This is a genomic window from Mesorhizobium sp. NZP2234 (genome assembly GCF_013170765.1).
In the GTDB taxonomy this organism is placed as follows: domain Bacteria; phylum Pseudomonadota; class Alphaproteobacteria; order Rhizobiales; family Rhizobiaceae; genus Mesorhizobium; species Mesorhizobium loti_D.
Map to the genome: position 1 here is coordinate 4,486,388 of NZ_CP033364.1, position 25,544 is coordinate 4,511,931.

The 25,544-nt window shown below is 63.0% G+C and carries 29 protein-coding genes; 14 read left to right on the forward strand and 15 right to left on the reverse strand.

Translation table 11 applies throughout. From position 1 onward, the window contains the following. The 4 genes from EB230_RS22195 to EB230_RS22210 are packed head-to-tail and all read left to right on the forward strand — an operon-like array spanning window position 1 to window position 3,873. Window positions 1-1,386: an aspartate aminotransferase family protein gene (locus EB230_RS22195; protein WP_056562141.1), complete on the forward strand. Its 1,386-nt coding sequence runs from the start codon at window positions 1-3 to the stop codon at window positions 1,384-1,386. Between the two features lie 4 nt (window positions 1,387-1,390). Continuing rightward, complete coding sequence (locus tag EB230_RS22200; RefSeq protein ID WP_172373966.1) at window positions 1,391-2,320, forward strand: 3-keto-5-aminohexanoate cleavage protein; 930 nt, start codon at window positions 1,391-1,393, stop codon at window positions 2,318-2,320. Window positions 2,321-2,329: 9 nt separating this feature from the next. After that, a complete protein-coding gene (locus EB230_RS22205; protein WP_172373967.1) occupies window positions 2,330-2,848 on the forward strand; it encodes a GNAT family N-acetyltransferase in 519 nt (172 codons plus the stop codon). After that, a complete protein-coding gene (locus EB230_RS22210; protein ID WP_172373968.1) occupies window positions 2,845-3,873 on the forward strand; it encodes a histone deacetylase family protein in 1,029 nt (342 codons plus the stop codon). The genes EB230_RS22205 and EB230_RS22210 overlap by 4 nt, the downstream gene beginning before the upstream one ends. 15 nt (window positions 3,874-3,888) lie before the next feature. On the opposite strand, the gene EB230_RS22215 is transcribed toward EB230_RS22210, so the two are convergent. From EB230_RS22215 to EB230_RS22225, 3 genes are all read right to left on the reverse strand, one after another. Next, the gene (locus EB230_RS22215; RefSeq protein ID WP_056562151.1) at window positions 3,889-5,157 is read right to left on the reverse strand and encodes a cysteine desulfurase-like protein; all 1,269 of its coding nucleotides are present in this window, start codon (window positions 5,155-5,157) and stop codon (window positions 3,889-3,891) included. Between the two features lie 44 nt (window positions 5,158-5,201). Further along, the gene (locus EB230_RS22220; RefSeq protein ID WP_172373969.1) at window positions 5,202-6,269 is read right to left on the reverse strand and encodes an aldo/keto reductase; all 1,068 of its coding nucleotides are present in this window, start codon (window positions 6,267-6,269) and stop codon (window positions 5,202-5,204) included. A 111-nt stretch (window positions 6,270-6,380) separates the two neighbouring features. Next, the gene (locus EB230_RS22225; RefSeq protein WP_081294796.1) at window positions 6,381-6,842 is read right to left on the reverse strand and encodes a hypothetical protein; all 462 of its coding nucleotides are present in this window, start codon (window positions 6,840-6,842) and stop codon (window positions 6,381-6,383) included. Window positions 6,843-7,226: 384 nt separating this feature from the next. Here EB230_RS22225 and EB230_RS22230 point away from each other — a divergent pair, with 384 nt between their 5' ends. Continuing rightward, window positions 7,227-7,391: a hypothetical protein gene (locus EB230_RS22230; protein ID WP_081294723.1), complete on the forward strand. Its 165-nt coding sequence runs from the start codon at window positions 7,227-7,229 to the stop codon at window positions 7,389-7,391. A gap of 54 nt (window positions 7,392-7,445) precedes the next feature. On the opposite strand, the gene EB230_RS22235 is transcribed toward EB230_RS22230, so the two are convergent. After that, window positions 7,446-7,952, reverse strand: a complete 507-nt coding sequence (locus EB230_RS22235; RefSeq protein ID WP_056562156.1) for a DUF1993 family protein — start codon at window positions 7,950-7,952, stop codon at window positions 7,446-7,448. Between the two features lie 140 nt (window positions 7,953-8,092). Between EB230_RS22235 and EB230_RS22240 the strand changes: the two genes are divergently transcribed. Continuing rightward, window positions 8,093-9,148 carry a DUF1176 domain-containing protein gene (locus EB230_RS22240; protein WP_056562159.1) on the forward strand — a complete coding sequence of 352 codons (1,056 nt, stop codon included), beginning with the start codon at window positions 8,093-8,095 and terminating at the stop codon, window positions 9,146-9,148. 26 nt (window positions 9,149-9,174) lie between these two features. Here the strand turns inward: EB230_RS22240 and EB230_RS22245 are convergent, their stop codons facing one another. From EB230_RS22245 to EB230_RS22275, 7 genes are all read right to left on the reverse strand, one after another. Beyond that, on the reverse strand, window positions 9,175-10,068 hold the full coding sequence (locus EB230_RS22245; protein ID WP_056562162.1) for an alpha/beta fold hydrolase: 894 nt from the start codon (window positions 10,066-10,068) through the stop codon (window positions 9,175-9,177). Between the two features lie 32 nt (window positions 10,069-10,100). Then, complete coding sequence (locus tag EB230_RS22250) at window positions 10,101-11,711, reverse strand: molybdopterin-binding/glycosyltransferase family 2 protein (RefSeq protein ID WP_172373970.1); 1,611 nt, start codon at window positions 11,709-11,711, stop codon at window positions 10,101-10,103. Window positions 11,712-11,777: 66 nt separating this feature from the next. Next, on the reverse strand, window positions 11,778-12,515 hold the full coding sequence (locus tag EB230_RS22255; RefSeq protein ID WP_056562170.1) for an XdhC family protein: 738 nt from the start codon (window positions 12,513-12,515) through the stop codon (window positions 11,778-11,780). A 4-nt stretch (window positions 12,516-12,519) separates the two neighbouring features. Further along, window positions 12,520-12,858, reverse strand: coding sequence for an XdhC family protein (locus EB230_RS22260; protein WP_137930017.1), 339 nt, complete (start codon window positions 12,856-12,858; stop codon window positions 12,520-12,522). Window positions 12,859-12,906: 48 nt separating this feature from the next. Next, window positions 12,907-14,172 carry a VWA domain-containing protein gene (locus EB230_RS22265; RefSeq protein WP_172373971.1) on the reverse strand — a complete coding sequence of 422 codons (1,266 nt, stop codon included), beginning with the start codon at window positions 14,170-14,172 and terminating at the stop codon, window positions 12,907-12,909. A gap of 4 nt (window positions 14,173-14,176) precedes the next feature. After that, window positions 14,177-15,106 carry a MoxR family ATPase gene (locus tag EB230_RS22270; protein WP_056562179.1) on the reverse strand — a complete coding sequence of 310 codons (930 nt, stop codon included), beginning with the start codon at window positions 15,104-15,106 and terminating at the stop codon, window positions 14,177-14,179. After that, window positions 15,103-15,630, reverse strand: a complete 528-nt coding sequence (locus tag EB230_RS22275) for a flavin reductase (protein ID WP_172373972.1) — start codon at window positions 15,628-15,630, stop codon at window positions 15,103-15,105. Before EB230_RS22275 ends, EB230_RS22270 begins: the two co-directional genes overlap by 4 nt. 182 nt (window positions 15,631-15,812) lie before the next feature. Here EB230_RS22275 and EB230_RS22280 point away from each other — a divergent pair, with 182 nt between their 5' ends. Both EB230_RS22280 and EB230_RS22285 read left to right on the forward strand, forming a co-directional pair. Then, on the forward strand, window positions 15,813-16,886 hold the full coding sequence (locus EB230_RS22280; RefSeq protein ID WP_172373973.1) for a branched-chain amino acid ABC transporter substrate-binding protein: 1,074 nt from the start codon (window positions 15,813-15,815) through the stop codon (window positions 16,884-16,886). Then, entirely contained in the window at window positions 16,886-17,908 is a 1,023-nt protein-coding gene (locus tag EB230_RS22285) for a P1 family peptidase (RefSeq protein WP_056562185.1), read from the forward strand. The genes EB230_RS22280 and EB230_RS22285 overlap by 1 nt, the downstream gene beginning before the upstream one ends. A gap of 9 nt (window positions 17,909-17,917) precedes the next feature. Here EB230_RS22285 and EB230_RS22290 read toward each other — a convergent pair whose 3' ends face one another. Then, window positions 17,918-18,172: a DUF2171 domain-containing protein gene (locus EB230_RS22290; protein WP_027051645.1), complete on the reverse strand. Its 255-nt coding sequence runs from the start codon at window positions 18,170-18,172 to the stop codon at window positions 17,918-17,920. Between the two features lie 130 nt (window positions 18,173-18,302). Here EB230_RS22290 and EB230_RS22295 point away from each other — a divergent pair, with 130 nt between their 5' ends. The 3 genes from EB230_RS22295 (at window position 18,303) to purB (ending at window position 21,016) form a co-directional block, all read left to right on the forward strand. Further along, a complete protein-coding gene (locus tag EB230_RS22295; protein WP_056562188.1) occupies window positions 18,303-19,028 on the forward strand; it encodes a DUF2259 domain-containing protein in 726 nt (241 codons plus the stop codon). Between the two features lie 107 nt (window positions 19,029-19,135). After that, window positions 19,136-19,552 carry a hypothetical protein gene (locus EB230_RS22300; protein ID WP_081294722.1) on the forward strand — a complete coding sequence of 139 codons (417 nt, stop codon included), beginning with the start codon at window positions 19,136-19,138 and terminating at the stop codon, window positions 19,550-19,552. 156 nt (window positions 19,553-19,708) lie between these two features. Further along, a complete protein-coding gene (gene purB, locus EB230_RS22305; protein ID WP_081294721.1) occupies window positions 19,709-21,016 on the forward strand; it encodes an adenylosuccinate lyase in 1,308 nt (435 codons plus the stop codon). Between the two features lie 193 nt (window positions 21,017-21,209). On the opposite strand, the gene EB230_RS22310 is transcribed toward purB, so the two are convergent. Further along, window positions 21,210-22,022 (reverse strand): VOC family protein, encoded by an 813-nt coding sequence (locus tag EB230_RS22310; protein WP_056565395.1) that lies wholly within the window; start codon window positions 22,020-22,022, stop codon window positions 21,210-21,212. A 246-nt stretch (window positions 22,023-22,268) separates the two neighbouring features. On the opposite strand from EB230_RS22310, the gene EB230_RS22315 reads away from it, so the two are divergent. After that, a complete protein-coding gene (locus tag EB230_RS22315; protein WP_056562199.1) occupies window positions 22,269-22,823 on the forward strand; it encodes an alpha/beta hydrolase in 555 nt (184 codons plus the stop codon). 19 nt (window positions 22,824-22,842) lie between these two features. Here the strand turns inward: EB230_RS22315 and EB230_RS22320 are convergent, their stop codons facing one another. Together EB230_RS22320 and EB230_RS22325 are read right to left on the reverse strand one after the other, a co-directional pair. Beyond that, window positions 22,843-23,616 (reverse strand): HpcH/HpaI aldolase/citrate lyase family protein, encoded by a 774-nt coding sequence (locus tag EB230_RS22320; RefSeq protein ID WP_056562202.1) that lies wholly within the window; start codon window positions 23,614-23,616, stop codon window positions 22,843-22,845. Between the two features lie 264 nt (window positions 23,617-23,880). Further along, window positions 23,881-24,201 (reverse strand): DUF1476 domain-containing protein, encoded by a 321-nt coding sequence (locus EB230_RS22325; RefSeq protein ID WP_056562205.1) that lies wholly within the window; start codon window positions 24,199-24,201, stop codon window positions 23,881-23,883. 275 nt (window positions 24,202-24,476) lie between these two features. On the opposite strand from EB230_RS22325, the gene purC reads away from it, so the two are divergent. Then, window positions 24,477-25,271: a phosphoribosylaminoimidazolesuccinocarboxamide synthase gene (purC, locus tag EB230_RS22330; RefSeq protein WP_013532127.1), complete on the forward strand. Its 795-nt coding sequence runs from the start codon at window positions 24,477-24,479 to the stop codon at window positions 25,269-25,271. 29 nt (window positions 25,272-25,300) lie between these two features. Beyond that, the gene (gene purS, locus EB230_RS22335; RefSeq protein ID WP_027051636.1) at window positions 25,301-25,543 is read left to right on the forward strand and encodes a phosphoribosylformylglycinamidine synthase subunit PurS; all 243 of its coding nucleotides are present in this window, start codon (window positions 25,301-25,303) and stop codon (window positions 25,541-25,543) included. Window position 25,544: the final 1 nt, after the last annotated feature.

Below are 25,544 nucleotides of genomic sequence, written 5' to 3' on the forward strand. Positions count from 1 at the left end.
ATGTCGAAGTCCCAGACCGCCGCCCAAGCAACCGAGGCGCGCCGAGAATCGCATCTGTTCTACCTCTCCAGCCTGCGCCGGCCGCTCATCGACCGGGCCGAGGGCATCTACATGTGGACGCAGGACGGCCGCCGTTTCATAGACGGATCGAGCGGGCCGATGGTCGCCAATATCGGCCATTCCAACCGCAACGTCCTGGACGCCATGAAGCGGCAGATGGACCGTGCCACGTTCGCCTATCGCCTGCACTTCGAAAACGAGCCGGCGGAGGAACTGGCGCGCGAGCTTGCGGGCAAACTGCCGGAAGGCATGGACCGCATCTTTTTCGTCTCGGGCGGCTCGGAAGCGACGGAATCCTGCATCAAGCTGGCAAGGCAATGGGCGGTCGCAACCGGCCAGGCCAGCCGCTGGAAGGTGATCACGCGTTTTCCCTCCTATCACGGCGGCACGCTGGGTTCGCTCTCGATCACCGGCGACGATGCGCTGGCCGAAACCTTTGAGCCGATGATGCGGGTGATGCCGACCGTGCCCGCTCCAACAGCCTGGCGAGACCGCGACAATCTTTCGATGGAGCAACGCGGCGTCCGCTACGCCGACATGCTGGAGGACAAGATCCTTGCAGAAGGCCCGGAGAGTGTCGTCGCCTTCATCATGGAGCCGATCGGCGGCGCCGCCACCGCCGCTCTTGTGGCGCCCGACAGCTATTACGCACGCATCCGCGAAATCTGCGACCGCTACGGCATCCTGCTCATCCATGACGAAGTGATGAGCGGCGCCGGCCGCACCGGTAAATTCCTCGGCGGCGACCATTGGAACTGCAAGCCCGACATCGTCGCGCTGTCGAAGGGGCTGGGCTCCGGCTATGCGCCGCTCGGCGCGCTGGCGGCTCCGATGCGGCTGGTGCAGCCGCTGCTCGCTTCGGGCGGGTTCCAGCATGGCCACACCTATGCGGGCAATCCGTTGGCCTGCGCCGCCGGTCTTGCGGTGCTGGGCGAAATGGACCGCCTCGACCTGATCGCCAATGCCGCTGCCATGGGCGACGTGCTGATGGACGGGCTGAAGGCGCTGGCGAAACGCTTTCCGTTCATTGCCGACGTGCGCGGCAAGGGCCTGCTGACTGGAGCCGAGATGGTGGCCGATCCGGAGACATTGCGGCCGATCGACCAAGGCAAAAAAGCCACGCAGCGTCTGCTCGACCTCGCCTATGAGCGCGGGCTGATCATCTATGGCCGCAGGGTCAAGGGCGGCGTCGACGGCGACAATTTCATGGTTGCGCCGCCGATGATCGTCACCAGCGAGCAGGTCGGCGAGATCGTCTCCATCATCGGCGACTCGCTGGAGGTTCTGGCTTCCGAGCTCGACCTGCCGGTCGAAGGCCGGGGGTAAGGAAATGGCGCCGCGAAAAGTCATCATCACCTGCGCCGTCACCGGCTCGGTGCACACGCCGTCGATGTCGCCCTATCTGCCGGTAACGCCGGACCAGATCGCGGCCGACGCGATCGCGGCAGCGGAAGCCGGCGCCTCGATCCTGCATCTGCATGCCCGCGACCCCAAGGACGGACGGCCGACGGCCGATCCGGACGTGTTCATGCAGTTCCTGCCGCGCATCAAGCAGGCAACCGACGCGGTGATCAACATCACCACCGGCGGCTCCTCATTGATGACACTCGACCAGCGGCTGGAGGCCCCGCTCCGAGCCGAGCCCGAAATGTGCTCGCTCAACATGGGCTCGATGAATTTCGCGCTGTTCCCGATGCTCGACAAGCCACGGGCGTGGCGGCACGAGTGGGAGCCAAAGCTGCTCGAAGCCACCCGCGACACCATCTTCAAGAACACATTCGCCGACATGGAGGGCGTGCTTGAGAGGCTGGGCAAGGGCTGCGGCACGCGCTTCGAATTCGAGTGCTACGATGTCGGCCATCTCTATTCGCTGGCGCATTTCCGCGATCGGGGCCTGGTGTCGGGGCCGCTGTTCATCCAGTTCGTGCTGGGTATTCTGGGCGGTATCGGCGCCGACCCGGACAATCTCATCCATATGAAGCGGATCGCCGACAAGCTGTTCGGCGACAGCTACCAGTTCTCCGTGCTGGCCGCGGGTCGCAACCAGATGCCGCTCATCTCGATCGCCGCGGCAATGGGCGGCAATGTCCGAGTCGGGCTGGAGGACAGTCTCTATGATGGCCGCCAGCTGGCGAAATCCAATGCCGACCAGGTGCGCCGCATCCGTGGCATTCTCGACGGGCTGTCGCTGGAGGTTGCCACGTCGGCCGAGGCGCGCGACATGCTGGCGCTGAAAGGCGGCGACCGGGTGGCGTTTTGAGGCAAGGCCGTGACCAATCCAACCCACAGTGACGTCCTGATCCGTCCCGGACGGATCGAAGACGCCGAAACCATCCACGCCGCGCTTCTCAAACTCGGTACCCATATCGGCGCGCATCAGGAGATCACGTCCACATCAGATGATCTCCGCCGCTATGGCTTTGGCGAAAAGCCGGCTTTCTCGACCCTGATTGCCGAAGTTGGCGGCGAGTTCGCCGGTCTCTGCCTGCATTTCCCGATCTTCTCGACCTGGATGGGGCGGCCCGGCGTCTATGTGCAGGACCTCTATGTCGAGCACCGCTTTCGCGGCCGCAAGATCGGCGAACGGCTGCTGCGGCGCGTCGCCGCGGACTGCCGGAAAGAAGGCGGCGTCTATCTCAGGCTGTCGGTCGATACCGACAATGAAGGTGCCAAGGCCTTCTACGAGAAGCTTGGCATCGCCTGGTCGAGTTACGAACAAACGCAGAAGATCACCGGCGAAGCCTTTTTTGCCTTCGCCGACGCGCTGGAAAATGGGGGGCCGGAATGAAAGCTTTTTATGCCGAGGAGCAGAAGCGGCACGACCCCAAGGCCTTTCTGTCCAGCGGCGCGCCGCAGCCAAACCCGGAAAAGCCCGAGCGCGTCGAGAGATTGTTAGCCGGCGCAAAATCCGCCGGCTGCACGATCGAGCCACCGCGCAATCACGGACTTGGGCCGGTTGCCGCCGTACACACGCCCGAATATCTCGACTTCCTCGAACATATTTTCGAGCGCTGGCAACGAATCGACGGCGCGTCCGCCGAAGTGATCCCCAACATCCACCCGATCGCACGTAACGGCTCCTATCCGGCCTCGGCGGTTGGCCAGGCCGGCTACCACATGGCCGACACAGCCTGCCCGATCTCGGGCGAGACCTGGCAAAGCGCATTGTGGAGCGCCTGGAGCGCGGTCGAAGCCGCTGAAACGGTAATTGCTGGCGCGCCGGCGGCCTATGCGCTGTGCCGCCCGCCCGGCCATCATGCCTTTGCCGATGTCGCCGGGGGCTTCTGCTTCATCAACAATTCGGCAGTGGCGGCGCAGGTGCTGCGCAAGCAGGCAGCACGCGTGGCGATCCTCGATGTCGACCTGCACCACGGCAACGGCACGCAGGGCATCTTCTATGCGCGGCCCGATGTGCTCACCGTCTCGCTGCATGCCGATCCGGTGCGCTTCTACCCGTTCTTCTGGGGTCATGCCGACGAGCGCGGCGAAGGCGCGGGCCTCGGCTACAATTTCAACCTGCCGCTGCCGCGCAAATCCGCCGACGCGGCGTTTCTGGAAGCGCTGGCGGTGGCTTTCCAGCGTATCCGCGCCTTTTCACCGGATGCGCTGGTGGTGGCGCTTGGTCTCGACGCCTTCGAGGGCGACCCGTTCGGCGGGCTTTCGGTGACGACGCCCGGCTTCTCACGCATCGGCGAAGCGATCGCAAAGCTTGGCCTGCCGACGGTCATCGTCCAGGAAGGCGGTTATCTCTGCGACGCGCTTGGCGACAATCTCACCGCCTTCCTCACCGGCTTCGACGGCAAGGCGCGGTGACGGCTCAAGCTTGCGTCAGGAACGCTGCTGCCTGAGCATGGCGATGACCCGGTGGACGCTCTCCAGCGTCTCGTCGATCTCAGCCGCCGTGTTGTAGTGGGCGATGCCGATGCGCACGACGCCCTGTTCGGCTGGAATGCCGAGCTGGTGGACGATCTCCCAGGCGTAGTTGTGGCCCGACCACAGGAAGATGTTCTCGGCATTCATCTGCCGCACGATCGTCTCCGGTACGATGCCGTCGACGGTGAACGAAACCGTCGGCACACGATCGCCGAGCCGCTTCGGATCGGTGATGCCATGGATCGTCAGGCCCGAAATGCCGGACAGGCCATCGATCAGTCTTTGCGCCAGCGGGTTTTCATAGGCGATGGACACTTCGAACGCCTTGGCGATCTTTTGCCTGCGCGAACCAGTCTCGCCCACCGCCGCGCCCAGCCCGGCAAAATGATCGACCGCCGCAGTGAGGCCGGCCATCAACTCGATCTGCGGCGTGCCAAGCTCGAATCGCTCCGGCAGGCCGTTGGATGAACAGCGGCATTTGTAGGGTTTCAGGCCTTCGATGACGTCCAGCCTGCCCCACAATATACCCATATGCGGGCCGAAGAATTTGTAGGCCGAGCAGATCAGAAAATCGCAGCCGAGGTGCTGCACGTCGATCAGGCCATGCGGCGCGAACTGCACGGCGTCGACATAGACCAGGGCGCCGGCTTGTTTTGCGATCGCAGTCAGCGACCTGACCCGGTTGATCGAGCCGGTCAGGTTGCTGGCGTAGTTCAATGCGACCAGCCGTGTCTTGTCGGAGAGCAAACCAGCCAGGGCCGCCTCTTCGACCTGCCAGCTCTGTTCATCGAATGGCAGCCAGCGCACGACGAGGCCAAGGTCCTCGGCCAGTTGCAGCCAGGGCGAGACATTGCCCTCGTGATCCATGCGGGTGAGGATGATCTCGTCGCCGGGCTTCAGTGAGCGGCCGAGCGTGCGCGACATATGATAGGTCAGCGTCGTCATGTTGGCGCCGATGATGATTTCCTCGGGGCTCGCGGCGCCAAGGAAATCGGCCATCGCCTGATGCGCCTCGTCGACCACGGCCTGGGCGGCGACCGTCGTTTCGAAATAGCCGCCGAGATTGGCATTGGTCGTGAGCAGGCAGCGCGATACCGCATCGGCGACGGCCTGGGGTACCTGCGTGCCGGCCGGGTTGTCGAGATAGATGCGGCGGCGTCCCTTGTCGCTCAGGGAAAGAGCGGGGAACTTTCCACGCACGGCCTCTATCGGAAAATCCACCATCGTCTCCACCCTTTGTTATCCTCGATAATCCTGCCCTCTCCCGATCAGGGACAGGGATTGCCGACCCGCTGATGAACCGCATCCACCGTCTTCTGCATCTCTTCGGTCCAGACAACATCCACCGAAGACAATGCCATTTCGAGTTGTGAAAGGGTTGTCGCGCCAATGATATTCGACGTGACGAAAGGCCGGCTCGAGACATAGGCGTTGGCGAACAGGGCCGGCTCCAGGCCAAAGGAGCGCGCCAGCTCATTGTATTCGAGCAGCACCGCGGCGGCATTCGGCGTCTCGTAGCGCTGGCCGCGATTGAACAGCTGCGAGCGTGAGCCCTGCGGTCGGGCTCCATGGTCGTATTTGCCGGTCAAATAGCCTTGCGCCAGCGGCGAATAGGCAAGCAATGAGATATCCTCACGCTCGCAGACCTCGGCGAGGTTCACCTCGAAGGTGCGGTTGACGAGATTGTAGGCGTTCTGGATCGAGTCCACGCGCGGGCCGATCCCCCTGTCGGCCTCTGACAGGTAACGCATGACGCCCCAGGAACTTTCGTTCGACAGGCCGAAATGGCGGATCTTTCCTGCCTTCACCAATTCATCGAAGACGCCAAGCGTCTCGGCGATCGGCGTTTCGTTGGCCGGTGCGCCGTCGGCATCGGCGCGCCGCGCCACCGCCCCGACACGCGTCGGGTTGGCGCCCCAGGGGATGTCTCGTTCCGGCCAGTGGATCTGGTAGAGATCGAGATAGTCGGTGCCGAGCTTGGCCAGCGACTTGTCGATGGCGTCAAGAATATCGGCGCGCACCAGTTGCGACGGCCTGTCGCCGCGAAACCATTTATTGGCCGTGCGACCGACGACCTTGGAGGCCAGGATCACCTTGTCGCGGTTGCCCTTGGCCTTCATCCAGCTGCCGATGATCTTTTCCGTCCGCCCTTGCGTCTCCGCCTTGGGCGGGATCGGATAGAGCTCGGCGGTGTCGATGAAATTGACGCCGCGCGAAAAAGCCAAATCCATCTGGGCGTGGCCCTCGGCTTCGGTGTTCTGCTGGCCCCAGGTCATCGAACCAAGGCAGATCTGGGTAACAAGAAGATCGGTCCGACCGAGACGGCGTTTGTGCATGAAATTCTGCTCCGGAGGGAAAGCGTGCGCGGGAGGCTGCATCTATAGGGAAAGCGACGGCGCTCTCCAAGCCTCGCCAGGCCGACTTTTGCGTGAACCAGCGCTGGTTGACTAGCGGCGAGCGCCGGCCACGGCGCGGCGCTTGGCCTCGTCGATCAGCATGTTGGCCACCTGCATACGGATCATGGCGCGCTGGCGCAGATGCGGGGCCACGCGATCGGGATGGTTGCTGAAAGCAAAGCTGCGGCGCATGCGTCCGAAATCGGCAACGCCCTTGGGCTTGTCCAGCCCGAGTTCGGCCGCGATCGATTCAGGATCGATGGGCGGCAGTTTTTCCTCAGGCTTGGGTTCCTCGCCGCCCAGGGCCAGTTTGGCGTGGTCGAGCAAGGCGGCGAATTCGCTCGCCAGATCAGCGCCGGCCTCGCGATATTCGGCGGCGGATACTTTTATGCGGCCGGAATGGAGTTCATCGGCAACCGAGAGATAGTCGAATGGAATGGAAGGACGCGCACCAGCCTCATCGCCCTCGATGCCGTCGCCCTTGTCGGAGGCAACGAAGAGGTCGTCGAGCAGCGAAGCGAAATCGCGCCTGGCGCTGGTAGCGATGTCAGCCTCCCCTTGCCCGACTGTCAGGTTCAAGGAACATAGAACCGGCTCGTTAAAAATACATGCCACCGATCTTAATGAATTTAGCCATTCGAAGGATCGCACAAGGCGCTCAAACAAAAAGCCGGACTGCACTTTCATGCAGTCCGGGAATTCGCCAGGAGTGGCGAGGAAAAACTGGCCATGAGCCAGCGTCGAAGCCTACGGTTCATGCAGCCCCAAAGTTTCACTGGGCTGCAAAAAGTTTGATGAAAATCATCCGGACATAGCAGGCATGCAAATGCTGCACTGCACAATCGTCACGATTCACCTATATTGGCAGCCGTGGAGGACCAACCAGGAGCCTGAATCATGGGTTTCTTCACGGAAATGTTCGCCCGGCCGCGTCCACAGGAACATCTGAGATATCGCGCGGCGCTCGCGCTGCTTCATTCGATGAGCAATGCCGACCGCGCCGACATCGGCATAAAACCCGCCGATTTTCCGCGCATCGCCCGCGAGATGTCCATTCGCTAAGCAGCCTGCGAGATGTCCCGGATCGACCCGGGACATCTCGCAATTTTCATCCGCTCAACGCGATCCCAGGAATGTCGCCTTGCCCAGCGGCACGCCATTGTGGCGAAGGATGTCGTAAGCGGTGGTGAGGTGGAAGTAGAAGTTGGGCATGGCCACATGCAGCAGATACTGCATGCCGCCCAATGTCGTTTCGCGCCCGCCAAGCTTCAACTCGATCACCTTGTCGTCGGAACCGTTGATATCGGCGGCCGAGAACGTTGCCAGAAGCGCTAGCGTCTTGGCTATCCGCGCCTCGAGATCGGCAAAGCTTGCCTCATTGTCCTCGTATTTCGGCACCTCGCGGCCGGCAAGGCGCGACGGCGCCCCCTTGGCATGGTCGGTGGCAATCTGCACCTGCCGGGTCAGCGCGAACATGTCCGGCGCAAGCCGCGCCGTCAAAAACACCTGCGGGTCGATCTTGCGGTCAAGCGCGTTTTGTTCGGCAGCCGCCAGCACACTGGAAAGTGCTTTCAGCCTGGCTGAAAACACGGGCACGGATGCCTCATACATCGATATCGTCACGTCAACTCTCCTGTCCGGTCCGAGTGCCGGCGAAGGGACGTAGCGCCTGTGCGGACGATTCTTCAAGCGCCGCGGGCACCGCGTCACCACGCCGCCGCAATCACCGTGGTAGAATCTCCGTTATCGAGCGGAGATTCCCGATGAGACGCGTCCTTCTCGCAGCGACTTCCCTTCTCTCCCTTGCCATATCCGGCCAAACGGCGTTGGCCGCCGATGACGCCGTGCCCGAAGCGCCCTATGTCGACGACCGCTCGAGCGCCGAGGCGGTGATCCGCTCCCTCTACAGCGCCATCAGCCGGCACGAATTCGCCCGCGCCTGGGGTTACTACGGCGATACCAAGCCAGCCAAGGATTTCGACAGCTTCGTCAAAGGCTATGACGGCACCAACAAGGTGGAAGTCGCGACCGGTGCCATTTCGGACGAAGGTGCTGCAGGCAGCATCTTCTACAACGTCCCTGTCGCCATTCGTGCCACGGACAAGAGCGGCGGCGAGAAGGTCTTTGCCGGCTGCTACACGCTGCGCCAGGTGAATGCCCAGATCCAGGCGGCGCCGCCCTTTGATCCGATCCACATCGAAAAAGGCGCGTTGAAACCTTCGACCGCCGATTTCGAGAAAGCTGTGCCGCCAAGCTGCGGCGACGGTCCGCAGCCGCCCAAGAAGGACACGGCGCTGGAGCAGGCCAAGAAGGCTTTCCTGGCGACCTACGGCGACCAGTGCGACAAGGAGCTTCTGGCCAATGAGCCGGAGACTTTTTCGATCAAATACAAGGACAAGGATGCGCAACCCGCCGACCCCGACAAGGAAACACGCCTCTTCCATTTCTCCTGCTCGGCCGCAGCCTACAATGAAAACTCCGTCTACTACATGAGCGACGATGTATCAGGGGTCCGGCAGTTGCAGTTCACCGAGCCCGAGATGGACATTCGCTACGTGAACAATGACAGCGAAGGCAAGGTCGAATCCATGCACATCGTCGGCTTCCTGACGACAGGGTGGGCGACCAATTCCGATTATGACAAGAATGCCCACACGATCACGACGTTCAACAAATGGCGCGGCGTCGGTGATGCCTCTTCATCGGGCACTTATCTGTTCCGCAATGGCGATTTCTCGCTGGTCCAGTATGATGTCGACGCGTCCTATGACGGCGAGGAAAACCCGCAGACGGTTGTCGACTACAACACCGCGCCTTGAGCACCGGACGGCTTCAGGCCAGTCGATCAAGGCGCCTTCGACAGCATCCAATTGAGCGTTTCGCGCCAGTCGGCCATGCGGATTGGCGTGCCGTGGGTGCCGGTCTCGAAACGGACGAAGCGGGTTGGGTAGGTCTTCGATTTGGCCAGGATGGAGCGGAAGAACGCTTCCTGGTTCGCCACGGGAAAGACCACGTCATGGCTGCCTTGACCGAAGAAGACCGGCACGCGGCGTTTGAAGGCGGGGCTGGCAAAAAAGCTCTCGTCCCATAGCGATCCGAGCAGCAGCAAGCCATTTATGCGGCCGCCCGTGTCCTTGCGTCCGGCAAGCTTCCAGCACAGTGCACCACCCATTGAGCCGCAGGCGACGAAGATCTTCGCGCCAGGCGACTGTTCGGCATAGTGATCGATCAGAGCCGCGACCTGTGCGGCGCCCTTGTCGCCGAAATCGGGAAAATCCGGCGAGAGATAAAGACCGCCATTGCCGGCCATCAGGTTCTTGATGCGGTTGAAATTGCCGCCGAAGGTGAAGTCGTCGACCCCCTGCTTGCGGCTGCCGCCCTGCCCGTGGAGGTAGAGCACGATGATCGCAGCGCCTTGCGTCTTGCCAACGGCGACATGCCTGACATCGCCGGCATCGGTCTTCAACATCAGATCTTGCTGCACCTTGCGTACGCCGGCGTCGGTGTACTGCGGGTGCACGCGCTTTTCCGGCACCTCGTCACGCTGGTTGATGTCGCGCATCTCGCGATAGTCGATGACCGTATAGGCGCCGCCGTCGCCGCTGGATAATGTCGCCGGATAGGCGAAAAGATCATCCTTGAACGGTTTCAGTTCGAGAGCATGGGCGTAACCGACAGCGCAAAGAACAAACGCTGCGACCAGAAAGCCGTGGAATGGAGAGAGGGTACGAAAAGCCATAACGCAGGCATGCGTAATGGAACTCGGGTTTGTCAATCCTGCAGCACGCCGCCGGCGCCTTCGAGCGCTTCGCGGGTGTCGACATCGACAGACGCGCCCTCGCCGATCTCGACATCGATGACATCGAGCCCTTCGGCCTCGACCAGATGGCGAGCGCCGGTGTCGCCTTCGAGGTGGGCGATGGCCGGGAACAGCGAGCGCGGCAAAAGCACCGGATTGCCGCGCTTGCCCGCGTGCGAGGCGCGGACCACGGAATTGCCTCCGGCTCTACGGAAGGCATCGATCAACCGGTCGAGATCGTCCGATTCAACGCCAGGCATGTCGCCGAGAACGATCATCGCGGCGGCTGTGTCTTCGGGCAGATAGGCAATGCCGGCTTTCAGCGAGGTGGACAGGCCATCGGCGAAATCGGGATTGTCGGCGAAGGTGACGTCGAGGCCCGACAAGGCCGCGCGCACCCGTTCGCGCTGATGGCCGGTGACGACGATCGTGCCCGATACCTTCGAGTCAAGCGCGCGCTCGGCGGTGCGGCGCACCAGCGGCTTGCCATCGAACAGCGCCATCAGCTTGTTCGGTCCACCCATGCGGCTCGACCGGCCAGCGGCAAGAAGCACGGCGGCAACCTTGAGATGGGTCTTGGCCGGCAGGGGTTCGCGCGGCTGCGGCCGCGTCGGGATTTCCATCAACAGCCCGCCGACCCCCATGCCGGCGATGTCCTTCGCGGTGACGTCGAGGCCGGCAACCAGACGGTCAAGCACCCAGTCGAAGCCGTTTTCCTTGGGGCTGCGGGCGCAGCCGGGCGCGCCGATGACGCGCTTGCCGGCAAGGGTTCCCAGCACCAGAAGATTGCCGGGGTCGACAGGCATGCCGGCGCGGATGACAGTTCCACCGGCCATCTCGATCGCCGCCGGAACGACATCGGCGAAATCGCTCATGGCAGAAGCGCCGAAGATCACCACCATGTCGTTCTCGCGCGCCAGCAAGCGCGCGGCCTCCGCCACCGGCGCGATCTCATGCGGCGTGCGGCGCTCCGCCGTCAGCCTGCCGCCCGAACGCGCCAACCGTGCCTCGGTGACGCGCAGCGTCTTGTCGAGCACGCTGGGCTTGATGCCCGGCAGGACCGTCTGGATGACCCCGACGCGCACCGGCCGATAGGCATTGACGGCAAAGATCTCGCCGCCGGCGCAGATTTTAGCGACCGCATCGACCAACGCGGAGCTGACTGCGAATGGGATGATCTTCACCGTTGCGACCATCTGCCCTTTTTCGACCGGCGCATGCCGCGCCAGCGTCGCAAGGGTGATGGCGGGATCGACGGCGTTGATGGCGTCGATCATCTCGGCATCGACCGTGAAGATTCCCGATGCCCTGGCGTGGAGATTGACCCGGCCGGTAGCGGCCGGCCTGACATCGATGCCGCTGAAAGTCATGCTCTCGGCAATTTTCTGCGCCGCGGCGTCCTCCCCGAGATCATCGGAGGAAAGCACGGCAGCGACGACCTGCGAGATACCTGCCCGCTTGAGCAGGGATACGTCTTCGGCACTCAACCTGTGCGCCTTGCGAAACCGCTTTTCGCCAGCGGTGGTGGCGTGCGCCAAGACCGCGCCTTCGGCCTCTTCAATGGCAACCGGACCGAATTTCACGCCACGGCGCCCGCAGGGCGCCGCGCGTCCGCTTGGACGCCCAAAGGACGCTCTGCCGCTTTGAACCTACGCATCGTGCTTCTCCAAAATCGATGCCGATCCTTGGGCCGATGCTGAGGCATCGAGGCCGCGCGAGCGGAAGGCGTAGATGGTCTGCGCCAGCACCGCGACAGCAATCTCGGCGGGGCTGGCGGCACCGATGTCGAGCCCTATCGGCGCATGAATGCGGGCGATCTGGTCGGCGCTCGCGCCCAGCGCCAGCAGGCGTTCGACGCGCTTTGCGTGCGTCTTGCGGCTGCCAAGCGCACCAACATAGAAGCAGTTGGCGTCGAGCGCCGCCTTCAACGCGAAGTCGTCGATCTTCGGGTCATGAGTGACGGCGGCAAGCGCCGTGTAACTGTCGAGTGGCTGGCGCTTCAGGACATCCTCCGGCCACTCGGCATGCAAGGCGATGTCGGGAAAGCGGTCCGATGTGGCGAAGGCCGTGCGCGGATCGATGATCTCCAGGGGATAGCCGGCGATCCTGGCCATCGGCGCCAGCGCCTGGCTGATATGGACGGCACCGATCACCACCAGGCGTGGTTGGGGCAGATGCGCATTGAGAAAGAAGGTTCGTCCTTCCGCCTCCACGGAACCGGAATTGCCCGATCGAAATGCCCTGGCGATCGCGGCTCCAAGATCGCCCGCGACGTGGTCGCCCTCGCGCACGATCCGGTCGCGGCCATCGCCGAGATCGGTGACGAGGATCGCCGCGCGGCGGGCGCGGCGCTCGGCGTTGAGCGTTTTCAGCGCATAGGGATCCATTGGATCAGCCAAGCCTTTCCACATAAACCTTGATACGGCCACCGCAGGACAGGCCGACCTGCCAGGCAGTCTCGTCGGCGACACCGAACTCCAGCATCCTGGCCTTGCCGGAGCCGATGACGTCGATCGCTTCGGTCACCACGGCGCCCTCGACGCAGCCGCCGGAGACAGAACCGTGGAAATTGCCGTCAGCATCGATGACAAGGTGGCTGCCGACGGGGCGTGGCGCCGAACCCCAGGTCTCGACCACGGTCGCGATAGCGACATCCTTGCCGTCCTTCATCCAACCTTCCGCGATGATCAGTGGATCGCGAGCCTCATCGAGATAAAGACTGTCACTCATCGTTGCTTCTCTCAGGGTCTGTTTTTCCAAGGGCCGAGAAACATATGGCTATGCGGCGTGCCTCTCGCCAGCGTCACTCCATCGCCGCGGATCGACGGATTGCGCCGACGTCTTGTCGAGTGACGCGCAAAGGTCGGCGAGCGCGTCGAGATTGTGCACCGAGCGGAATTCGTCGACATGCGGCAGCATCGCCTTGACGCCGCGGGCGCGCGCCTGGAAACCATCAAAGCGCAGCAACGGATTCAACCAGATCAGCCGCCGGCAGGATTTGTGCAGCCGCTCCATCTCCTCCGAGAGGCCGGCGACATCGTCACGCTCCAGCCCGTCGGTTATCAGAAGCACGACCGCACCCTGTCCTAGCACGCGCCGCGACCATATCAGGTTGAACTCGGCCAGCGTGTCGCCGATGCGTGTGCCGCCGGACCAATCCTTGACCGCCATCGAACAGTCGGCAAGTGCGGCATCGGGATCGCGATGGCGCATCTGCCGGGTCAGGTTTGTCAGCCGCGTGCCGAAGACGAAGGTGTGCACCCGCCGGCGCTTTTCCGTCAGCGCGTGCAGGAAATGCAGGAAGATGCGCGTGTACTGGCTCATCGAGCCGGAAATGTCGGCCAGCACAACCAGCGGCGGATGAACTTCGCGTGCTGAACGGAATTTCGGCAGGATCAATTCGCCGCCGGTGCGCGCGGCTGAGCGCATCATGGCGCGCGGATCAATGCGGCGGCCATGCGCGTCGGCCTTGAAGCGCCTTGTCCGCACCATGTCGACGGGCAGCCGCAACTCGGCGATCGCCTTCCTGGCATCAGCCATCTCGGCTGCGTTCATCTGGGCGAAATCCTTGCCCCGCAGCACCTCGCTGCCGGAAAAGGTAAAGCGGGCATCGACCTCGATCTCTGGGACTTCCCGCGGTGGCTGGTTCTTCTGGTGGCCTTCGAACATCGCCTGACTGACACGGTTTTCGGCCGCGCGTGGCTTCTGCTTCTCGCTGACGTCAGGCGCCACAGGGGAAAACATCGCCAGCAATTTCTCGATCAGTTCGCGCGATTTCCAGAACAGCCGGAAGGCCTCGTCGAAGGTCGGGTGATCCTCATGCCTGGACACCAGCACGGCATGCAGGGTCCAATAGAAATCGTCGCGCGAGCCGATGCCGGCGGCCAGAACCGCCTCGATGGCATCCTTGACCGAGGCCGGCCCGACCCGCATGCCGGCCTTGCGCAAGGTGCGGGCGAAATAGACGATGTTGTCGGCGATGCGCCCATCCGCCGTCGCCTCCGTGGGGTCGGCCTCTTTGGGGTAAGCACCCGGCGTCGTCATCGCGCTACTCCGCCGCCGCGAGCTCGGCCTTGACCTCGTCGAGGATGCGCCGGCCCTCGCCCGAACCGATACGGGCAATGTCGTCCTGGTATTTCAACAGCACGCCGATCGTGTCGGATACGGTCTCCGGATCGAGCGCCACCTTGTCGAGTTCTGTCAGCGCGCCGGCCCAGTCTATGGTTTCCGCGACGCCCGGCACCTTGAACAGCTCGATCTGGCGCAGCTTCTGGATGAAGGAGACCACCTCCGCCGAAAGCCGCTGGTTGGCCCGAGGCACCTTGCGGCGCACGATCTCCAGTTCGCGCTCGGCATTGGGATAATCGACCCAGTGATAGAGGCAGCGCCGCTTCAAAGCGTCGTGAATCTCGCGGGTGCGGTTGGTGGTAATGATGACGATCGGCGGCTCTTCCGCCTTGATGGTGCCGAGTTCGGGCACGGTCACCTGGTAGTCGGAGAGGATTTCGAGCAGGAAAGCCTCGAAGGCTTCGTCGGTGCGGTCGAGTTCGTCGATCAGAAAGACAGGCGCGGCACCTGCCTTGCCGGTCAGCGCATCGAGCACCGGGCGGCGAATAAGGTATTTTTCGGAGAAAACGTTGCGCTCCATGGCGGAGCGGTCGACCTTGCCGGCCGCCTCCTCCATGCGGATCTCGATCATCTGTGCGGCGTAGTTCCACTCGTAGACGGCGGAGGAGACATCGAGCCCTTCATAGCACTGCAGCCGGATCAGCCGGCGGCCAAGCGCCTGCGCCAACACCTTGGCGATTTCGGTCTTGCCGACGCCGGCCTCGCCCTCCAGGAACAAGGGCCGGTTCATACGCAGCGACAGGAACAGCACGGTCGCCAGCGACCGGTCCGCCACATAGTCCGCTCCGGTCAGGAGATCGAGCGTCTCGTCGATCGTCCGCGGCACGGGGCGCGGTTTCAACTCGGTCATTCTTTCTCCGTGAACGCCGCCGCTCCGCTGTCCAGGATGTGATAGCCGCGGGCGTGGTAGATCAGCGGCCGCAAATTATCGCCCATGCGAAGGCCTGTCACCTTGCCAAAAAGCACACGATGGGTGGCCAGATCCTTGGTGTCGATCAATTCGCAGTCGAAGACCGCGAGCGCGCCCTTGAGCGTCGGCGCGCCGGTGGAAATCACATCCCATTCGCCGAGCGCGAAACGCTCCTCGACCGGCAGGCCGGTAATCCCGGAAAAGCCGATCGACAGCGGCTCCTGATGCGAAGCCAGCGTGTTCAAGGCAAACTTGCCGTTTTTCACGAACAGCTCATTCTTGGCATTTTCACGGTTGAGGCAGACCAGGATTGTCGGAGGGGTGTCCGACACGGAACAGGCGGCGATCACGGTGGTGCCGCGCTTGCCGGCAGGGCCGGCCGTCGTGACCACATGGACGTGACCGGCAAAATGGCTCATCGCGTCGCGATAGGCCTGCGGTCCAATGTCATTCTTCTTCAGCACAAGAACTTTTCCACAGCCAGAACCCCTACCGCTATATATGGCCAGACATGACATGCCACAAGCGAAGTGCTTGGCCCATATCCCTGAATTCGCGTGTTGCACCAAGGCCGGGCAGCCTTTAGGTCTTGGCGGTAATTGGCGCCCGCGCTGTCATCGCGGGTCTGGAGGAACTCTTCGGCAGGATGCGACCCGGGGCAACGATATCGGCCGCACTGGCCTGGCTGTTCCTGGCCGGCGGCGCCGGCGCACAGACGCTGACGATCGGCGTCGCCGCTCCCTTGTCGGGCCCATCGGCCATCCTCGGCAAACAGATCCAGGCCGGCGCCGGACTGGCGGCGCAGGCAAACGGCGTTGAACTCAGGACCGAGGACGATGCCTGCACCGCCGATGGCGGTGCAGCCGCGGCCAGGGTTTTTGCCGCGGCCAAGGTCAGTGTCGTGGTCGGCTTCCTTTGCACCGAAGCCATCGAGGCGGCGATGCCGATCCTCAAGGACGCTAACATTCCGGTCATCACCGTCGGCGTGCGAACCGAGAGCCTGACCGACCGCCGCGCCAAGACCGGCTGGCCGGTCTATCGCCTCGGACCGCGCGGCGACGACGAGCGCAACGCCGTCGCCTCCACCCTCACCCGCCTATGGCAGAACGAGCTGTTCGCCATCATCGACGACGGCACCATCTACGGGCGCGAGATGGCGGAGACATTTCGCGCGGCCGCCGAGCAAGCGGCGCTGAAACCGGTGTTCGTCGACACGTTCCGGCCGCAGCTCGACAACCAGATTGGGATGATCGGGCGATTGAAGAAGGCCGGCGCCACGCATGTCTTTGCCGGCGGCGACGGCGACGACATCGCCATTATGGGCCGCGACGCAGCGCAGCTGCAAGCCGGCATCGTCTTTGCCGGCGGCGAAAATCTGCGCACGCCGCCCTCGGACGTGCCCTATGCGACGGGCACGCTGATGATCGCGCCGCCGGAATGGGCCGATGTCGCCGACGCAAAGGTGCTGGAAAGCTTCTCCGCGCGGAAAATCGTGCCGGACGGCTACACGCTGCCGGCCTATGCAGCGGTGGAGATCGCCAAGGCCGCATCGTCCTTGTCCGGGAGCTCGGGCGGGGCCCTCGCCGACGCTCTGACCGGTCGTGATTTCACCACGGCGATCGGGCCAGTCCGCTTCGACGCCAAGGGCGACCTCAGCCAGAGCCTCTACCGCGTCTTCCGCTTCGACGGCACGCGCTTCGTGCCCTTGGAAGGCAACTGATGTTCCGCACCGGCCCGCGCAATCTTATCACCGACGTTGCCGGCCTGCGCGTCGGCAACGCTTCCGACGCAAGGTTGAAGTCCGGCGTGACGACGGTGCTTTGCGACGAACCGGGGGTGGCCGGTGTCCAGATCCTGGGCGGCGCGCCGGGCACGCGCGAGACGGACCTGCTCGAACCCCACAATTCGGTCGAGGCGATCCATGCGGTGGTGCTGTCGGGAGGTTCGGCTTTCGGCCTTGATGCGGCGTCCGGCGTGCAGGCGGCGCTGCGCGAGCGCGGTACCGGCTTCGAGGTCGGCGGCTTTCGCGTGCCGATCGTGCCGGCGGCGATCCTGTTCGACCTTAGCAATGGCGGCGACAAGGACTGGGGCCGCTACCCCCCTTACCGCGACCTCGGCTATGAGGCAGCGCAATCCGCCGCCACCGATTTCCAGCTCGGCACGGTGGGCGCCGGCACCGGTGCGCTGACCGCGGGGCTGAAGGGCGGCCTGGGTTCGGCCTCGATGCTGCTCGATAGCGGCGTCACCATCGGCGCGCTGGCCGCCGTCAATCCGACCGGATCGGTGACCGTCGGCCGCACCCGCCATTTCTGGGCAGCACCCTTCGAAATTCTCGATGAATTCGGCGGGCTCGGTTATCCCTCGCCGATGCCCGACGATGCGAAGCGGATTTTGCTGAAATACCGCGACAATCAGGCAGGCATGCAGATGGAAACCGGCGGCAACACCACCATTGCCGTCATTGCGACGGACGCGATCCTCACCAAGGCGGCGGCGAAGCGCCTGGCCATGTCGGCGCATGACGGCTTCGTGCGCGCCATCTGGCCGACACATACGCCGGCCGATGGCGATCTCGTGTTTGCACTGGCGACGGGAACGAGCGGCATCCGGCTCGAAGCCGATACGGCAATCGACCTCTATGCCGCGGCCGGCGCCACCATGGCACGCGCCATCAGCCGCGGCGTGTTTGCCGCGACGCCAGCCGACAACGATCTGTTCCCGGTATGGTCGCGCCGGAGCTGACGGCGTCGATCAGGTCGGATCGGACTTTTCTTCCTCGAACGTCACCGCGACATCGGAATTCGCCGACAGCCAGACCTTCTTGCCGTCGACCTCGGCAACCAGGGCCAGGGGAATGTAGTGATGATGGCCCTTGTGAGCACCCTCGCCGCTGTCGGCCTTGGTCAGTTTGATACGCTGGCCGTCAACCTTGTCGACGGTGCCGACATGCACGCCATCGGCGCCGACGACTTCCATATGCTCACGGATCTTGCTTGTGTCGGTCATGGTGGTTCTCCATTGGGACTGCCGACAATAACAAATGACAAGCCGTTTGGATGCATTGGCTTTCAACCCGCACGACGTTTTGATTCGGTCGTGCTAGGGATTGAACGATCGCGGCCGTCGGAGTGAAACCATGCGACTGCTTTTCCTGTTTGCCGTTTCCCTGGCCGTGCAGTTTGCGGCGTCGATCGTCGCCCAGGCCGGCGATGTCGCCGAGCTTGAAATCCTTGGCTTCACCAAGGACGGCGGCGTGTTCGCCTTCGAGGAATATGGCGTCCAAGACGGGTCGGGCTTTCCCTATGCCAACCGCTATTACATCGACACGAGCAATGACAGCTTTCTCAAGGGCACCCCAATCAGGGTCCGGCTTGACGACGAGAATGCCACGCTCGACACCGCCCGCCTCCAGGTCCGGCAAAAGGGCGAGGCCATTGTCAGTCAGACCGAGCTGAGCGCCAATCGCGGCATCACCGCCGGCTTCAACCCGGTGACCGAGCTTTCGGCGGATCCGCACCGCATGGTGGTAAATCCGCGGCCGATCTTCTCTCCGGTCGACCAGCCGCTCGAGTTCCGGCTGGACGAGATCGGCATGAACAATACCGAAGGCTGCCAGAGCCAGGGCGAGATCAATGGCTTCAGGCTGCTGCGCATCGAAGCGCAGGACGGCGGTACCACCAAATTGCTGCATGAAGACAAGTCGATCCCCAAGAGTCGGGGATGTCCGAACGGCTACCGCATCGGCGCGGTGCAGACATTCTCGATGGACAGCCTCAGCGCCTATGCGGTGCTGATCGCGGTGCGCCAATACGGCTTCGAGGGGCCGGACTATCGCTGGATCGCGGTGACCGGCCGCCTGTGACACCGCCTGTTCAACTCGCCACGTCCAACCGTGCCCTCGCCCGCTTTCGCCACGCGACACCAACGCCGCGCACGGCCCTTCTCGGTGCCCTCCTGTGGGCTGCCACAATGGGCGCCAGCGCGCTCGTCAATCTGTCGTTGCTGGATAGTTGGGTGACGCCGGACAAAATCCGCAAAGTGTCGCTGCTGTTCGCGGGCGGCGGCGCCCTGGCCTTTCCGGTTGGCCTGTTCGCGGCACGGCTGGTCTCGCTCGGAAGGGGCTGGGAGGTCGCCTTCGCGGCAGCAATGGTGTGCCTTGCGGTCGTGACGATCGGGCTGACCGCCGGGCTCTATGCCTTGCAGTACCGGTCCTACTATGCCGAATGGCATGCGCCCGTCTTCACTCTCACCTGGGGGCTTCAGTTCGCCTTCACAATGGCGGTGGCGCTCTACCAGTTCGTTGTGCTGGGCATCCGGCTCTATTTTCCGCTTGGGTTCATCGCCTTGTTTGCCGCCAGCCTCTGGTTTGCGCGGCAGCGGCGTTGAGCATTTCGTCCGCCTCTGTTAGGACGCGGGCTAACCCGGAGCGGTTCAGCGTTTGGTAGAACCGCCGACCCGCTCTACTCCTTCTTTTTCGCAATTCCGGACGGAAAACCGCTGCGAACGTTTCCTGGATTGCTCTAGATACATCAGGACTGACCGATGATCCCTCGCTATTCCCGGCCGGAAATGGTCGCCATCTGGTCGCCCGAAACCCGGTTTCGCATCTGGTTCGAAATCGAGGCTCATGCTTGCGATGCGTTGGCCGAACTCGGCGTCATTCCCAAGGAAGCGGCAAAAACCATCTGGGAGAAGGGCAATGCCGCGAAATTCGACGTGGAGAAGATCGACGAGATCGAGCGCGTCACCAAGCATGACGTGATCGCCTTCCTGACCCATCTTGCCGAATTCGTTGGACCGGACGCGCGTTTCATCCACCAGGGCATGACGTCTTCGGATGTGCTGGACACCTGCTTTGCCGTCCAGCTTACCCGCGCCAGCGACATTCTGCTCGCTGACATTGACGGCCTGCTTGCGGCCCTCAAGCGCCGTGCCTTCGAGCACAAGGATACCGTCACCATCGGCCGCAGCCACGGCATCCATGCCGAGCCGACAACCTTCGGCATCAAGCTGGCGCAGGCCTATGCCGAATTCTCGCGCTGCCGCGAGCGGCTGGTGCATGCGCGGGAAGATATCGCTACCTGCGCCATTTCCGGGGCGGTCGGCACCTTCGCCAACATCGAACCCTATGTCGAGGAGCATGTTGCGGCGAAGCTCGGGCTGAAGCCGGAACCGGTGTCGACGCAAGTGATCCCGCGCGACCGCCATGCCATGTTCTTTGCCACGCTCGGTGTCATCGCCTCATCGATGGAGCGGCTGGCAACCGAGATCCGACATCTGCAGCGTACCGAGGTGCTGGAAGCGGAAGAGTATTTTTCGCCGGGCCAGAAAGGCTCGTCGGCGATGCCGCACAAGCGCAATCCGGTACTGACGGAAAACCTCACCGGCCTTGCCCGCATGGTGCGCTCCATGGCGCTGCCGGCGATGGAGGACGTGGCGCTCTGGCATGAGCGCGACATCTCGCACTCGTCGGTCGAGCGCATGATCGGGCCGGACGCCACCGTGACGCTGGATTTCGCGCTGTCACGCCTGACCGGTGTCATCGAAAAGCTGGTCGTCTATCCCGAGAACATGCTGAAGAACATGAACAAGTTCCGCGGCCTGGTGCATTCGCAGCGCGTGATGCTGGCGCTGACGCAGGCCGGCCTGTCGCGCGAGGATTCCTACCGGCTGGTGCAACGCAACGCCATGAAGGTGTGGGAACAAGGCGCTGATTTTCTTGAGGAACTTTTGGCCGACAGGGAAGTCACCGCCGCGCTTCCCGAGGCGGAAATCCGCGAGAAATTCGATCTTGGCTATCACACCAAGCATGTCGACACGATCTTCAGGCGGGTGTTCGGGAAAGCTTGAGGCGAGCTTTCCTTCTCCCCGTCACCATGCAGGGAGAAGGTGCCGGCAGGCGGACGAGGGGCGGCGCCTACTTTGGCGACCGTCGCACCTACTGCCCTTTGACAATATCAAACCTCGGCGCTGCCCCTCATTGCCCTGCCGGGCATTTCTCCCCATATGGTGACGGGGAGAACGACGCTTTACCTAAGTCAAATCAGGCCTTTCCAGGCACAGTCCTGATCACCGTGCCCCAGGGATCCTCGCGGGTCGTTTCGCCGGTGACATTGTCCGAACGCATCTCGACCCAGGCAAGGCCCGAGCGGGCCGGGTCGCGGCGGCCGGCGCCGGCGCTTTGCCAGGCATTGGCGCCGATGTGGTGGTGGTAATGGCCTGACGACAGGAACACCGCCTGACCGCCATATTTGGCCACCGTGTCGAAGCCGAATTCCTGGTTCCACCAGGCTTCGGCCTCTTCCGGCCTGCCGACGCGCAGGTGGACATGGCCGACAATGCTGTTCTCCGGCGCACCTTGCCAGCCCGCATCGCCCGCTGGCACTTCGCCAACGACCGCAGGAATATTCAACCGCTCCGTCGCCATGGCGATCTTGTCACCATTCCATTTCCAGTCCTGCGGACGGCGGTCGGCATAGATTTCGATGCCGTTGCCTTCGGGATCGGTCAGGTACAGCGCTTCGCTGACCAGATGATCCGAAGCGCCCTCGATGGCGATCTTGTCTGATATGGCATGGTTGATCCAGCGGCCGAGATCGGCACGGCTGGGCAGCAGGAAGGCCGTGTGGAACAGGCCGGCGCTGCGCGGATCGTCCGGCTTGGCGGAAGCATCCGGCTCCAGCACCAGCAACGGTCGGTTGGCGGCGCCGAGCGTGATCGCGCCATCGGCACGGCTCAATTCCTGAAGGCCGACGACCCGGCGGTAATAGGCAGCGAGGCTTTCGGCATCGCGCGCCTTCAGCCCGACGCGGGCAACGCTCACAGGCGTGGTGGCGGCAAAGGGCAGTTCACTCATCATTGTCTCCGTTGCGGCAACGCTTGGTGAAACTCCCAAAGCCAGGAGCCCGGCGCCGCCGATCATTGTACGTCGTGTCAGTGCCAAAATCCCGGTCCTCCACGGCTGTTTTCTCTCAATCGACAGATCGTCGATCTCGATCGTTCACACAAGACAGCGAAAAGCGAACATGGTGTTCACCATTCCAGCTCAAGAGCTTGCCCGTCGATGGTTGCATGAGACAATCGCGCTCGCTATCTCAGCGCCATGAAAGTCAAAGACGCAGATATTTTGATCGTTCCGGGCTACACCAATTCCGGACCCGAGCATTGGCAGACCCGCTGGGAGTCGAAACTGTCGACGGCGCGCCGCGTCGAGCAGGCGGAGTGGTCGAAGCCGGTGCGCGAGGACTGGACGGCGAGCGTGGCCAAAGCGGTCAACGAGGCCGAGAGGCCTGTCGTCATCGTCGCGCATTCGCTGGGCGTGGCCGCGGCCGTGCAGGCCATACCGCAATTCGTGAAACCGGTCGCCGGGGCCTTCTTCGTGGCGCCGCCCGATGTCGCCAACCCCAAGCTCAAGCCGAAGCACCTGATGACCTTCGGTCCCTATCCGCGCGAGCCGCTGCCCTTCCCTTCGATCCTGATTGCCAGTCGCAACGATCCGTTCTGCGCCTTCGATGTCGCCGAGGACATTGCCGGCGCCTGGGGTTCGCTGTTCATCGATGCCGGCGAGACCGGCCATCTCAATGCGGATTCAGGCTTTGGCCCGTGGCCAGAGGGATCGATGACCTTCGCCAAGTTCCTGACCGACCTGAAGGCTTAGCGTCTCGGGCCGTACCCCGTCAGGCGTCGATGGACGCCTTGATGTCTTTCAGCAGGGTCTTTGCGCCCAGCGAAATCAGCGCATGCTCGGACCCCGTGGCGAGCAGACGATAGCCCATCGCCACGACACGGCCGGCAATTGCCGGTTCGACGACATAGATGGCGGCATGTTTTCCGGCCTTGCGGGTGCGTTCGGCAACCGACGCCACCGTCTCCATCATGCTCTCCAGCGTGGAATTGACCGTGGCGCCGTTGGTCCAGGCGATCGAGAAATCCGATGGCCCGAGGAAAATGCCGTCGATGCCCGGCGTGTCGAGAATGCCGTCGAGCGCGTCAAGCGCGGCGCGGGTCTCGACCATCGCAAACGCCATCGTGCGCTGGTTGGTGTCGCGCAGCCATTCGGCATAATCGCCCTTGCCATGGCGTGGAAAGGCATAGGTCGGACCCCATGAGCGCTCGCCGAGCGGCGGATACTTCATCGCCGCGGCGAACAGCTTTGCATCGGCCACCGAATTCACCATCGGCGCGATGACCGCCTCGGCGCCGAAATCGAGCGCCCGGCTGGCCATGTCGAAACGGCCGACGGGAATACGCACCAGTCCGGGCTTGCCGGTGGCGAGCACCGGCGCCAGACCGCGCAGCACGCTGTCTTCATGATGGCCGCCATGCTGCATATCGAGCGTGACGGCGTCGAAGCCCTGTTTGGCGAGGATCTCGACGGTCAGGGCATCCGGCACACCCGACCAGGCGGTGATCAGCGTTTCATCGGCGGCAAGGCGTGACTTCAGCGACATCTAATCTCTTTCCTCGTTGACGTCGCATCGGACCGAAAACCGGTTCGATTTCGGAAGCACGGTGCGACAACGCCATTAGCGTGAGAGCGACGTGCGTCCAACAGGACGCACGTCGCTCTCACGCAGTTCAGCCGGAAACCAAGGCAAAGGCAAAGAAAAACCGCCCGGCTTGGCCGGGCGGTCGATTGGTCCAGTCATTCTTCTTTGTCGCGGGTCCGGTCGCAAAACCGTGGGACATTCTTGCGGAACCTGCTCCGGCCCGGATCAGGTGTTTTTGATCTGCTCGATCGCCTGCGCCATCAGTTCGTCCATGGTGCGGCGGATCTGATGGTCCGACTGATCGACGCCGGCGGCATCGAAATCCTTGCGGATCTTGCGGAACACGTCGTGGTCGCCGGCTTCCTCGATATCGGAAACAACCACTTCCTTGGCGTAGGCGTCGGCGTCCGCACCCGACTTTCCGAGCTTTTCGGCGGCCCACAGGCCGAGCGCCTTGTTGCGGCGCGCCGAAGCCTTGAACCGAAGCTCCTCGTCGAATGCAAATTTGCGCTCGAAGCCCTCTTCGCGGTCTTTCATGCTGCTCATGGCGTCCCTCCGGTCAAATCCGATTCGTTGGCAAGGTGATATGTGTGTTGCCGAAGCACAAACCAAAAGGTCGCGAGCCGGTCAATACGCTTCGTCATATGCTGCGCTGCGGCATTTCAGTCCCGAAAGCGGTTGATTGGAAGGATTTGCCGATTGAGCAAACGATGTGATTGGGATAGACCCGGCATTGAACCCCGCCGTCGCCGCACTAATTTAGGCGGACGGACAGGAACTGGTCGCTTGCCGCCTGCCCGCAAATCCAGAGAAAAAATCAGATGAAAAATCGCCGCCGCATTTATGAAGGCAAGGCCAAAATCCTCTATGAGGGACCCGAACCCGGTACGCTGATCCAGTTCTTCAAGGACGATGCAACCGCGTTCAACAAGAAGAAGCACGAGGTCATCGACGGCAAGGGCGTGCTCAACAACCGGATTTCCGAGTACATTTTCAATCATTTGAACCGCATGGGCATTCCGACCCACTTCATCCGCCGGCTCAACATGCGCGAGCAACTGATCAAGGAAGTCGAGATCATCCCGCTCGAAGTGGTGGTGCGTAACGTCGCCGCCGGCTCGCTGTCGAAGCGCCTCGGCATCGAGGAAGGCACCGTTCTGCCGCGCTCGATCATCGAGTTCTACTACAAGGCCGACGCGCTCGACGATCCGATGGTGTCGGAAGAGCACATTACGGCGTTCGGCTGGGCCTCCCCGCAGGAGATCGACGATGTCATGGCGCTCGCCATCCGCGTCAACGATTTCCTCTCCGGCCTGTTCATGGGCGTCGGCATCCAGCTCGTCGATTTCAAGATCGAGTGCGGCCGCCTGTTCGAGGGCGACATGATGCGCATCGTCGTCGCCGATGAGATTTCGCCGGATTCCTGCCGCCTGTGGGATGTGGCGACGCAGGACAAGCTCGACAAGGACCGTTTCCGCCGCGACATGGGCGGCCTGGTCGAAGCCTACCAGGAAGTCGCCCGCCGCCTCGGCATCATGAACGAGAACGAGCCGCCACGCCCGACCGGCCCAGTGCTCGTCGCCTCGACCGACGGCCTCAAGGGTAAGCCGCACTAACCGAGAATTCGAACAGGAACCTGCCCAGTATGATCAAGGCTCGCATTACCGTCACTCTCAAGAACGGCGTCCTCGACCCGCAAGGCAAGGCGATCGAACACGCGCTGTCGGGGCTTGGCTTTGATGGCGTCGGCGCGGTGCGGCAGGGCAAGGTGTTCGACGTCGAACTGGCGGAAAGCGACAAGGCCAAGGCCGAAGCCGACCTGAAAGCCATGTGCGACAAGCTGCTGGCGAACACGGTGATCGAGAATTACGCGGTGGAGATCGCCTAAC

Bases quoted from the DNA above. Each gene is read 5' to 3' on its own strand.
- EB230_RS22195 (WP_056562141.1), top strand. From the start codon at position 1: ATGTCGAAGTCCCAGACCGCCGCCCAAGCAACCGAGGCGCGCCGAGAA.
- EB230_RS22200 (WP_172373966.1), top strand. From the start codon at position 1,391: ATGGCGCCGCGAAAAGTCATCATCACCTGCGCCGTCACCGGCTCGGTG.
- EB230_RS22210 (WP_172373968.1), top strand. From the start codon at position 2,845: ATGAAAGCTTTTTATGCCGAGGAGCAGAAGCGGCACGACCCCAAGGCC.
- EB230_RS22215 (WP_056562151.1), bottom strand. From the start codon at position 5,157: ATGGTGGATTTTCCGATAGAGGCCGTGCGTGGAAAGTTCCCCGCTCTT.
- EB230_RS22220 (WP_172373969.1), bottom strand. From the start codon at position 6,269: ATGCACAAACGCCGTCTCGGTCGGACCGATCTTCTTGTTACCCAGATC.
- EB230_RS22230 (WP_081294723.1), top strand. From the start codon at position 7,227: ATGGGTTTCTTCACGGAAATGTTCGCCCGGCCGCGTCCACAGGAACAT.
- EB230_RS22240 (WP_056562159.1), top strand. From the start codon at position 8,093: ATGAGACGCGTCCTTCTCGCAGCGACTTCCCTTCTCTCCCTTGCCATA.
- EB230_RS22245 (WP_056562162.1), bottom strand. From the start codon at position 10,068: ATGGCTTTTCGTACCCTCTCTCCATTCCACGGCTTTCTGGTCGCAGCG.
- EB230_RS22255 (WP_056562170.1), bottom strand. From the start codon at position 12,515: ATGGATCCCTATGCGCTGAAAACGCTCAACGCCGAGCGCCGCGCCCGC.
- EB230_RS22260 (WP_137930017.1), bottom strand. From the start codon at position 12,858: ATGAGTGACAGTCTTTATCTCGATGAGGCTCGCGATCCACTGATCATC.
- EB230_RS22265 (WP_172373971.1), bottom strand. From the start codon at position 14,172: ATGACGACGCCGGGTGCTTACCCCAAAGAGGCCGACCCCACGGAGGCG.
- EB230_RS22270 (WP_056562179.1), bottom strand. From the start codon at position 15,106: ATGACCGAGTTGAAACCGCGCCCCGTGCCGCGGACGATCGACGAGACG.
- EB230_RS22280 (WP_172373973.1), top strand. From the start codon at position 15,813: ATGCGACCCGGGGCAACGATATCGGCCGCACTGGCCTGGCTGTTCCTG.
- EB230_RS22285 (WP_056562185.1), top strand. From the start codon at position 16,886: ATGTTCCGCACCGGCCCGCGCAATCTTATCACCGACGTTGCCGGCCTG.
- EB230_RS22290 (WP_027051645.1), bottom strand. From the start codon at position 18,172: ATGACCGACACAAGCAAGATCCGTGAGCATATGGAAGTCGTCGGCGCC.
- EB230_RS22295 (WP_056562188.1), top strand. From the start codon at position 18,303: ATGCGACTGCTTTTCCTGTTTGCCGTTTCCCTGGCCGTGCAGTTTGCG.
- EB230_RS22300 (WP_081294722.1), top strand. From the start codon at position 19,136: ATGGGCGCCAGCGCGCTCGTCAATCTGTCGTTGCTGGATAGTTGGGTG.
- purB (WP_081294721.1), top strand. From the start codon at position 19,709: ATGATCCCTCGCTATTCCCGGCCGGAAATGGTCGCCATCTGGTCGCCC.
- EB230_RS22310 (WP_056565395.1), bottom strand. From the start codon at position 22,022: ATGAGTGAACTGCCCTTTGCCGCCACCACGCCTGTGAGCGTTGCCCGC.
- EB230_RS22315 (WP_056562199.1), top strand. From the start codon at position 22,269: ATGAAAGTCAAAGACGCAGATATTTTGATCGTTCCGGGCTACACCAAT.
- EB230_RS22320 (WP_056562202.1), bottom strand. From the start codon at position 23,616: ATGTCGCTGAAGTCACGCCTTGCCGCCGATGAAACGCTGATCACCGCC.
- EB230_RS22325 (WP_056562205.1), bottom strand. From the start codon at position 24,201: ATGAGCAGCATGAAAGACCGCGAAGAGGGCTTCGAGCGCAAATTTGCA.
- purC (WP_013532127.1), top strand. From the start codon at position 24,477: ATGAAAAATCGCCGCCGCATTTATGAAGGCAAGGCCAAAATCCTCTAT.
- purS (WP_027051636.1), top strand. From the start codon at position 25,301: ATGATCAAGGCTCGCATTACCGTCACTCTCAAGAACGGCGTCCTCGAC.